Origin of the sequence: Otoolea muris (assembly GCF_943193115.1) — a bacterium.
Classification (GTDB): domain Bacteria; phylum Bacillota; class Clostridia; order Lachnospirales; family Lachnospiraceae; genus Otoolea; species Otoolea muris.
The window spans coordinates 1-9,811 of the sequence record NZ_CALPCY010000093.1 but is presented as its reverse complement, the minus strand read 5'-3'; the positions used below and the strand labels follow the sequence as shown (position 1 = coordinate 9,811).

Below are 9,811 nucleotides of genomic sequence, written 5' to 3'. Positions count from 1 at the left end.
AATTTGTAACTGTATTAGCAATATTAACGTCTTTTTTGTCTGGAAACTTCTTAAATATTATTGGGAACTCGCCATTTAACCGAGTAATCTCATCCATCAGAGTTTTGCCGTACGCCGCATCCAGGAAAAATTTCCCCGGCTCCGTACACAGCCCGTTATTGACCAGATACTTCCGCATCTCCCCCAATGTAACCAGCCCCATCAGCGCAGCTTTTATATTGCTCAGGATGTTACCTGTTTTCCCTTTGCTCCGGATACCAGCCAGCGCAGTCTCCACCGACGGCGCAGGGTTAGCGCCTGTGTAATCCTCAAACGTGGCTGTCGTTTCCCCTGCTTCGCCCCCGTCTGCTGTCACCTTTTCTTTTTTAAGCGTCTCCAGCCAGCGCCTGATCCCGCCCAGTATCCCTTTTACGGATCCCCCGGGCTCCAGTTCCGGGTATTTTATTTCCGCTCCCGGCGTTTCAAATCCGGCCACTGCATCCGATATGTCTCCTCCCTCAGAGTCGGTCTTTTTCCCCAGCTCCCGCTGGAAAGCTTCCATGGTAACCTGGCTTAAAGGGTTGATGGTTGCTGTGATGTTCGCAGCCTCCCCGACAACGACGTGCATTTTAATCTGTACGGTCTTTGCGCGCCCGTTTTCCTCCGGCATGATGTAATTCGGATCCTCTGACAAATCCACATACGCATACAGGATTTCCCCGCGGTCCGGATCCATTGCAAACAATCCGACTTCTGTCATTACAAAACCGCTTGTAATCCCCGCGTTTGTGATCTGCATCACGACAAAGGCGTCGTCCGTCTCCTGGTCATACCCGTAATCCGCGATCATCCCATCCATTTTGTAGCTGACCAGATGCATAAGCTGGGCGGGATCTGTCCCGTCCGGTACAACTCCCGTCCCCACTTTTACGCCTGTAAATTCCAACTGCTCCGCCCCTGACGCCAGCCTGGCGAGGAGCTGGAGCCCCCTGGTTGTAATGACTGTCCGTTCTGTCATCGCTTTATCCCTCCTGACAATATTTCCTCTGTTACCAGCATATCCGTTGTGGACGCTGCTCCGATCCGCATGGCCGCGGTTCCGTCCCGGTTGATTTTTCCGCCTGCCCGGATCTCTTCTGATATCCGTGAATCCGGGATTGTTCCAGAGCTTATACGCGCCTGCGTTTCGATGTCCCTGTGTACTCTTCTGGCTTTAAACTCATACTCCACAAACTCCGTTGTAAGCGCCCCTGCGTATGCTTTTATCCCCTGCTCAAATTCCTGGCGGTGCTCCAGCGTAAAGGCAGTATGGGACTGCTTTAACCGTGAAAGCATCTCTTCCAGGCTTCTATAATCCACATGGCTGTTGGTGCCCTGCTCACGCAGCGTGACATGGAACACATTTGGATGCGGCGGCTGATAGCCATAAATCCCCGTATCATGACAGTCCGCCACATGGATCTCCAGATCCGTCACGGCGGAGAGGTAACTTTCCATCCGGTATGGGGTCATCGGCGGCCGGTAATCCCGTTTCTCGTAGATTCTCCTTCTGCGCTCCTCATATGTAAGGTTCAGGCGAACCGGGAGCCCCCACTTAATCTCGTGGTACATAAGCCCCCAGGTGGCCGTTTCAGGGAAAAACTGGTACGGCAGTTCTTCCGCCATTTCCCGCGCTTTGTCATATTCCATCCCCATTACCTGATAAATCCATTTGCCAACATAGGACTTATCATAAAATCCATCTGATACATAGCTGAGCATTTTCTTTGCGCTCTCACTTGTTGGGAAGTTCTCCAGATCAAATTTCTCCATAGAGCCGCCTCCTAACTGAAATCAAGGGTGCCCGTTTCCGGGTATTCTTCTTTGCCCAATCTGATATTCTTCATATCCCCATTCATGAGGAACCCATCAAAATCCAGGACGCCTGCAATATCAGAGAGAATCGGCCTTACATCGTTATACCGCAATATATCCTGCTGTTTTGCCGATGTGTAGACTGTCTTTACTGCCGCCGCAAAATCAGCCCGGATCTGCTCCAGGCTGGTTGATTCATCGTACAACAGCCCCGTAACTGTAAAATCAACCATTACTGTCGCAGCCGGCACGCATGTAAGCCTGGTACACGCAGTTGGCAATAACCTCTTACTCCTGTCCTCCGGAGAAACGATATAATTATAAACATCCTGCACCAACTCCCCGTTTGCAGGCTGCCCGTTCCCGTCCACCAGGGCCAGCCTGACCGTGCCGGGGCCCTCTGCCGCGGGGATCACAATACAGTCCCCCGCGCCCGCTTCCCGGGCCCAGCGGATAAAGTCGCTGTCATTTCCCAGGAATGTCCGCCTGCTTTCGTATTCGGCCGCGATCCTCTCATAAAAGCCGTTGTCACCCTCCCGCTCTGTACCGCCGCGTATGGGCTCCGGGTTGTTTACCTCCTGGATCCCCTTCACTGGCTTAGCCATGAGCGTTACCATATTGGCGGCTACATTGGAGACGGTCCCGCTTACGACAGCCGACACAGGAACCATTGCAACGCCGTCTTCCCCGGTGACAGTATCTTCTGTTACGGCAAATTCTATTGAAGGTCCGGAATCTGTTGCCGGCGTACAGAATACCGTGCCCGCCGCGATGGTTATGCCGGCCGTCCCGGCTGCCCTGACGAATCCCGACGCGCGTCCGGGCGGGTGGCGTACAAGCTGCACCTGGCGGCCGTGCAGATCCAGCCATTCGTCCCATGCGTACTGGGGGAACGCCAGCATGATCGCCCTTACCAGGTGATAATTGATAAACTCATCCTTTTCCAGCGCTGCCGGCTTTGTAAAATCATAGGGAAACCCGCCTGGCATATCGTCAATGTCGTCCGGGAGGGCCCGCATCATCCTTTCATGGATTTCGTCCGCGCTGTTATGCTTAATAAAGTCAGGAATCATAAATTCCGGCTGCATCCCGCTCCCCCCTTATACTGTGATCACAAACCCTTCATCCCACTCCGCCCCGGTAACCAGGAATGAGCAGCGCATGGTATCGCCGTCCCACGAGAAATCAAATTCCCCGACTTCCTTTGTCCTGGGGTTTACCATGAGCGCCTCCGTGATTGTCCTCTGTACCATGGACTCAACGGTTTTTTCGTCGTCGTCATCCATGGCCCGCTCCATTTCCGTCCCAATAGAACCCGGGTAAGCAAGGCAGCGGTAGCGTTCGGTCTGCGCAATCTTAAAACACCATACGGCATATGCTTCTTTTCCATCGCACTCCGCCACACGGTTTGCCCCGTCCCTGACAAAATCGCCGGAGGCAGGATCCCATTTTGCGCTCCTTCTGTAACAGGTGTCATAGCCCGCCCGTTCTGTTTTAAATTCCGGAACATCCACCACTGGAAAGAGTTTCCCGGACATTTTTCCACCGCCTCCTTACGAATTTGTGATAATATCCACAACCACCGCCTCGCTCTGCACCCAGGCCACCAGCACGCGGTCGCCCGGTTTTATGGCCGGTGGGGTGACGGTATGGGAGTGTCCGCCGCTTATCTCAAACGACAGCCCGCCAACGTGCCTGCATACCGAATACTGCCCTTTGGGCAGCGGCACAGGGAAAGTGTCGGTGACAAGGCTCCCGTCCCCCTGTACCGTCCCAAAGTCCAGTATGAGGGGAGAGCTGTTTTCCGCTTTCATCCGCTGGCTTAAGACATTTGCCAGTTTATTGATCCCCGGGTTTCCTTCAAAACCTTCCATTATAACCTCCTGCTTTTCAGTCAAACGTCCCGTCGTCCACCCACCCGTACACATTGCTGGCGCTGTCCGTATGGATCAGGTGCCACGGATGCGCCCCGCCGGATCCGTTCTTTTCTGTAATCCTTGCCTGCCCGGCCCGGGCGCTGTACCCTTTTGCGCCGGGATAACTGCTGATATAATGGGTTCCCCCGTGGAAATTTACGGTGTCGCCCACCTGGTACTCTTTCTTCTCCTGTGCGTCTTCGCCTGGCGCCCCTTCTGCCCCCGGTTCCGGTTCTGCGTATTCCAGATCCATGCTCATGCTGCACGCGTCCGCATTATGGCGGATACTTTTTACGTAATAATAGCCCGATATGGAGCCGCTCATGATATAGACCAGATCGCCCTTGCGGATAAAAGGGACATCCGGGCTCTGTACCGACATATCCCTCCTGATTTTTCCCTCGTTGTTAAGGATTTCCTGCGCCGCCGACTTTGCAGCCTCCACCGTCTCATCCGATCCCCGGCTGTAGATCCGCTGCCGGATGCCGTATTCCGTCCGGCCTTCCACCGTTGCCTCCACGCTCCGCCTGCCGTCGCCGTCCGCCTGCCCCACAACCTTTACGCGGGTGATAAGATCCGCTGTGCTTATGGACTGGCTAAATGACTGTGTGTTATCCTCTTTAAACACATATACCGTCCCATTCCCGCCTTTGGGAAGCACCTGGATATATCCTTTTTCTTCCCTCACAATACAGGAATCCCCGCCTTTTTTCGCCGCGTCGTCCAGAAGATCCCGGATAATGTCTGAGAGGAATCGGTTATTATAAACCATTTTTCCGTGCGCCACATCCGGCCCTTTATACTCCCCCTGCGGTATTTCCCAGTCATTAAAGATTGCCTGGACGGCGGATTTTGTCCCTGTGCCGGATGGGTAAAACCTGTTTTCCTGGCTTGTCTGGAGTTTATACAGCCCGTCGTAGCACGTACAGTGCAATTCGTTCGCGCCGTTCTTTTCCACCGCCTCCCACGTTTCTACGGTTCCCCTGGCTGCCTCTTCGTCAAGGGAATCCCCGTCTGACGCAAAAATACCCACCAGGCACCCTGGCCGAATCAGTTCGGACAGGCAGCCTTTTGATGTCTCATCGTTCCGGGCTGTAAAGGAGGAACGCAGGGAAAGCTCGTTTTCGCCCTCCTCCCAGCCCAGGTTCCTGACGTAATCGGTAATATTGTACTGGTTCCCGTCCCCGTCCATAACCACTACACGGTATGCGATCCTTGATAAATCAACCATCCTCTGTCACCCTCTTATGCGGGGATCGTCAGTGTGGTCCCTGGATATATCCAGTGCCCGTGGTCAGATCCGGATTTCCCGCGTTTTTTTGCCTCCGTCTCAATCGTGGCGGCGTTTGCGTCATAAATTGCAGGCCACTTTGAGCCGGCACCCAGTTTTTCGGCTGCAATCCTCCAGAGCGTGTCTCCGGATTTTACAGTATAGCTCCCCCCGGAAGCGTTCCCTTCCCCGCCGTCCTCCCTCTCCGCTGTCTTTTTTACAAACGCCGCGATCTGCAGCTCATCGGTTGTGTAAATCCGCAGCGTCTTTTTCTGGGCGAAGGTAATGGAATATTCGATATTCCCATACGCCCCCACAGGGCGTGGCTGGAAGGAGGCGATTGTCACATCCACATTGATCCATGTCTCTGTGACAATCAGGTTTAAAACCGTCCCGTTCTTTAAATAGCGGTTCAGGATTTTCACGCATTCCTCCGGCTCCTTCCACTGGTTCTTTTTTACAATCGGCTCCCGCCTTTTGGATTTCCCAAAGAAAACGCCGTCCCAGGAAAATTCCGCAGCGTCCGTTCCTTTTGGCACTTTCACCGTCCCTTTGGACAGGATGTCAAAGGTCTGGTACCGCGCCCCATATTTACCCTGTATCTTTTCCGGCAGGGCCGGGAATGTAAAACGGGAGCCGCCCCCGGCCGGGATCAGCTTGATATTCATTTCTCAGGCCCCCTTTACCGGCATGTTAGAGAAGATTTCCATGAGCGTCCTGGCAACCTGGCCGCTTACCTGATCGGATATCTCCTCCATGTGGCGCATGACTGCCTGTATGATGCTTTCTTCACTCTGCCCGTCCCCGTTCTGTATGGTAAACTCCGGGGACAGATTAACGGTTATGTGGACTTCCGGCGTTCCTGTGCCGTCTGGGCTGCCAGTTGCAGCTACAGGGGCATACGATTGTACCGGCTCCCCGCTGTCCTCCCCGTCCGCGCTTCCGCTATAAGAGGCGGGGATGTCTCTGTCCAGCACGCGGTATAAATCCATATCGCGCGGGCCGGAAGAACCGCCCGCATAACCTCCCGCAGCGAACGCAGAAACCCCAAGCGCAGCCCCAGCCTGCTCATATAAATCCAGGGCCCTTGCCCGCCGGCTCGGGTTTGTGGGGATCACAAACTCCCCATATCCCTCTTCTGCAAGCCAGGAGAGCTGGGGCCCGCCGCTGACATAACCGCCGGCCGCATTGGCGGCGACGCTTAAGCTGGCGCTGCTGGATGCCCCGTTCCCGGTTATGGTAAATGTTTTAGCCGGGTTTGCAACTTGGTAATCCAGCGTCACATGGACTGGCATAGTTGTGCTTACCCCTGCGCCGAAAGCGGAGTCCACCGCCGCGTCTGTGTTTGATTTAAGCGTATCCACGGCGGAATTGATCTCCGACATGTCCGCATCCAGGATCGCCGCCCCGACTCCGCTGCTCACCGCCGCCCCGGCCCCGCTATACCCGGGTTCCGCGAGGGCTGCCGCAAGCCCGATCTCCACAGCGCCGCTGATACCAGACCAGTCCAGCGTACTTATCTGCCCTGCAAGGCTTTCCGCCAGCCTGGACGGGATTGTCTCCGCCGTAGCCTGCAGAAGCTCCCCTACGGCGGTCTGTGTCTCTGCACTGAGGCTTTCCAGCCCGAACCACTCCGAAATCTGTTCGCTTGTCCACTCCGCCGGTTCCGGAGAAATATCCAGGGCGCGCCCCATCGCCTCGGACAGCTTCTGGCCCGTTGTTCCCTCTATCTCCGGTAGGATCCCGTCCAGGGCCGTCCCGTATGCCTCTGCAATCGTATCTAACTGGAAAGACTCCACCCGTACCTGCAAATCTTCAAGCTGGCTGTTATAACCCTCTTCAATCTGTGCCTTTAATTCGTCATACTGGCTCTGATCAATGGCCCCTTCAGACAGTTGCAGCTTTAAGCTTGTAAGTCCAACTTCCAGCGCCTTATCATAATCCGCCGTCATGGCCGATACGTTTGCCGCAAGTTCCTCCTGTAACTGTGCAAAGCTTTCGGAGTCAAGGCGCGCCCCTCCGTAGCGGATTTGGAGCGCCTCCAGCTTTGCCTCACTCTGCGCATTAGCTACCTTTTGCGTAATCTCCGCAACCTGATCCTGTAGCGCGGCGATGGCTGACGCCTCATCCATTTCATAGTCAACGCCGCCAATATGGACCGTAAGCATATCCTTTGTGGACAGAACCCCGTCAGAGAGAGCCTCAGATAACGCCCGGTTCAGCTCAGCCCCTGCCTCGTCAATCTGCGACTGGATTCCCCCGTACATGGTATCAAGGCCACCAGTAACGCTTTCGCTGTTTTCAGCGCCCACAAGCAGGCCAACAGAAAGAGTCGCCTCGTAATGTTTATTCCGCACATAGCCCTTTGCCTCTGCAACCATAGAATCCACGGCTGCTTTATAGGCGCCCATTTCGCTTTCCGACATCTCTGTCCCAAGAGCGGCGGTCCAGTTCAGCCGGCCCATCTCCTGAAGAGTGTTTTTCAGGGAGGAAAGGCTTGTTTCGGATGTCTCAAGGGCCGCTGAAAACGCTTCCAGGCTTTCCTTCTGTCTGTCGAATACAATGTCAGAAGCGGCCTCTTTTATCTCTGCAAGGGAGAGCTTCATGTCGCCAAAATGGCTTTTTAAATTAGCGCCCACCGCCTCCTGGAACAAGATCCCAAGCTGGCCCGCGCTGACTTCTGTATCATGGATGGCGTCATTGAGCGCTTTCGTTTCAAAAACTGCATCGTTAATAGAAAATCCGGTGATTTCAAAAAACTTCTGCGCCTTTTCAGCCTCCGCCTGCATTTCCTTTACGTTTTCCTGGTACTCCTCTTTTACCTTATTTCCCCGTATCCATCCGGCAACGCCGCCGAGCCCTGCTCCGGCCAAAGCGCCAACTGCTGTACCGATTCCGGGAATGATGGAACCTATCGCCGCGCCTGCCGCTGCCCCGGCCGCTACACCGCCCGTTTTATAAAGGCCCGAAGCCGAATACGCGCTTTTCTCATCCCAGTCTTCCGATTTGTACGCTTTATTCATATCCGCGAAGCCGGAAATCAGGGAAAGCCCGCCGGCTATTCCTCCTGCGAGGGCCGTCCCGCCGGCAAGTGCAGCCGCCGCTGCATTTGTCCCGAATAATCCTTTCCCGATGGAGGCCGCCCCTTTTCCAATGCCGATAAGCGGCAACGCCATTTTCCCCAGCATAACCGCTGAGAGAAACGACGACAGTCCAGGAGCTTCCCCTCCCGGAAGAAGCTTCCCGGCGCTGGAGAGCATATTTTTAAAACCCTCCCAGAGCTTTCCGGATACAGCTTCAAAATCAAAGCCTTCAGAAAACCCTTTTGCAAAGGAGGCCCCGATACTCGCGCCCTCATTGAGCGTTTCCCCCAGGTCGATCCCCAGAAGGGCCATAATGCCGGTTTTCAGGCCAGCGCCGATCCCGGAGCCGATATCCTCCGCAAAGCCCGCAAACCTCGCTTTGCCTGTGCTGCCCCACCACTCGGAAAACGGCTCTGCTATAAATTCATCCCAGGCGATTTTTGTTTTTCCCAAAAATCCTGCGTCCTGCCATTCCTGTGTGGCGGATATTTCTTTAAACCGCCCCTGCATCCGCTCAACCTGTATGTCAATACGGTCCATAAATTCGCCAATCCCCTGCTCGATCCCGGGCATCTGGGCAGTTAGCCAGTCTGCAAGGCCTCTTATATAGGGCGACAGTCTCTCGCCGGCGGACAGTTTTACCCCGTCCGCAGCGCTCTGGAGCAGCGTAAGGGAGCCCTTTAAGTTGTCCAGCATGGTCCCTGCCATCCTCGCAGAGGCCCCGTCCGCATGGCTGACCGCATCGGCAAGTTTGTTATAGTCTTTTTCTGTGGCGTTGACGATGGCCAGCATCCCGGCCATGGCTTCTTTCCCAAATATCTGGGTAGCGGCTGCCACCTGTTCTGTTTCGGTGAGATCCCCCAGGCTTTCGCGCAGGTTGTCCAGGACGCCCTTTAACGTCTTCATTTGCCCGCCGCTGTCGGCCAGGCTGATCCCGTATTCCTGCATGGCAACCGCCATCTTATCTGTCGGGGATGCCATATTGGCCAGCGCTGTTTTTAAGGACGTGCCGGCCATGGAACCTTTCACGCTGGCATTAGCCATCAGGCCGAGCGCCAGGGAGACGTCCTCCACGCTGTATTTCATCGCGCCCGCCACCGGGGCGACATATTTAAAGCTCTCCCCGAGCATCCCCACATTTGTGTTGGCGTTTGAGGACGCCTGGGCGAGCACGTCCGCAAAATGGCCCGAATCGGATGCCGACAGCCCGAATGCGGTTAATGCGTCGGTTACGATATCGGATGTCGCCGCAAGGCTTTCCCCCGAAGCCGCCGCAAGGCTGAGGATCCCCTCAATGCCGTCCAGCATATCGCCGGTTTTCCAGCCGGCCATGGCCATGTAATTAAACGCCTCCGCTGATTCCTCCGCGGTGAATTTTGTGCCGGCCCCCATCTCCTTTGCCTTATCCGTAAGGCGCCCCATCTCTGAGCCCGTGGCCCCGCTGATGGCCTGCACCTGTGACATGGCGGCCTCAAAGTCTTTATATGTATCGACCGTATCTTTCATGCCGATGCTGACCCCAAGGACCGCCCCCGCCTGGAGGAGGGGGTTTTTTAACACGTTTAAAATCCCCCTCACGGGGGAGGTGGCCAGATCCACGGCGCGCATGGTAACGCTCCAGGATTTCCCCGCAAAGCCCCGGAGCCCGTTTCCGAGGGTGGTAAGGAGCGGCGTGATTTTATCCTTTGCTTCAAGGAGGATCTCATACT

8 protein-coding genes are annotated in these 9,811 nt (G+C 55.3%); all 8 read right to left on the bottom strand.

Annotated features, from left to right (window positions below; all coding sequences use genetic code 11):
• Positions 1-997, bottom strand: a 997-nt coding sequence (locus NFS31_RS25640) for a phage tail-collar fiber domain-containing protein (RefSeq protein ID WP_251501634.1), incomplete at its 3' end; no start/stop codon positions are given.
• Complete coding sequence (locus NFS31_RS25635) at positions 994-1,791, bottom strand: putative phage tail protein (RefSeq protein ID WP_251501630.1); 798 nt, start codon at positions 1,789-1,791, stop codon at positions 994-996. The genes NFS31_RS25635 and NFS31_RS25640, both read right to left, overlap by 4 nt.
• A gap of 11 nt (positions 1,792-1,802) precedes the next feature.
• Positions 1,803-2,921 (bottom strand): baseplate J/gp47 family protein, encoded by a 1,119-nt coding sequence (locus NFS31_RS25630; RefSeq protein ID WP_251501627.1) that lies wholly within the window; start codon positions 2,919-2,921, stop codon positions 1,803-1,805.
• 12 nt (positions 2,922-2,933) lie between these two features.
• The gene (locus NFS31_RS25625) at positions 2,934-3,371 is read right to left on the bottom strand and encodes a DUF2634 domain-containing protein (RefSeq protein ID WP_251501623.1); all 438 of its coding nucleotides are present in this window, start codon (positions 3,369-3,371) and stop codon (positions 2,934-2,936) included.
• Positions 3,372-3,386: 15 nt separating this feature from the next.
• Positions 3,387-3,707 (bottom strand): hypothetical protein, encoded by a 321-nt coding sequence (locus NFS31_RS25620; RefSeq protein WP_251501620.1) that lies wholly within the window; start codon positions 3,705-3,707, stop codon positions 3,387-3,389.
• 16 nt (positions 3,708-3,723) lie between these two features.
• Positions 3,724-4,980, bottom strand: a complete 1,257-nt coding sequence (locus NFS31_RS25615) for an XkdQ/YqbQ family protein (protein WP_251501614.1) — start codon at positions 4,978-4,980, stop codon at positions 3,724-3,726.
• Positions 4,981-4,994: 14 nt separating this feature from the next.
• Positions 4,995-5,687, bottom strand: a complete 693-nt coding sequence (locus NFS31_RS25610) for a LysM peptidoglycan-binding domain-containing protein (RefSeq protein ID WP_251501610.1) — start codon at positions 5,685-5,687, stop codon at positions 4,995-4,997.
• Positions 5,688-5,690: 3 nt separating this feature from the next.
• A partial coding sequence (locus NFS31_RS25605; protein ID WP_331482883.1) for a phage tail tape measure protein occupies positions 5,691-9,811 on the bottom strand: 4,121 nt, incomplete at its 5' end.

Excerpts from the sequence above, each read along its gene's own strand:
- NFS31_RS25610 (WP_251501610.1), bottom strand. The coding sequence starts at position 5,687 with ATGAATATCAAGCTGATCCCGGCCGGGGGCGGCTCCCGTTTTACATTC.
- NFS31_RS25635 (WP_251501630.1), bottom strand. The coding sequence starts at position 1,791 with ATGGAGAAATTTGATCTGGAGAACTTCCCAACAAGTGAGAGCGCAAAG.
- NFS31_RS25625 (WP_251501623.1), bottom strand. The coding sequence starts at position 3,371 with ATGTCCGGGAAACTCTTTCCAGTGGTGGATGTTCCGGAATTTAAAACA.
- NFS31_RS25620 (WP_251501620.1), bottom strand. The coding sequence starts at position 3,707 with ATGGAAGGTTTTGAAGGAAACCCGGGGATCAATAAACTGGCAAATGTC.
- NFS31_RS25630 (WP_251501627.1), bottom strand. The coding sequence starts at position 2,921 with ATGCAGCCGGAATTTATGATTCCTGACTTTATTAAGCATAACAGCGCG.
- NFS31_RS25615 (WP_251501614.1), bottom strand. The coding sequence starts at position 4,980 with ATGGTTGATTTATCAAGGATCGCATACCGTGTAGTGGTTATGGACGGG.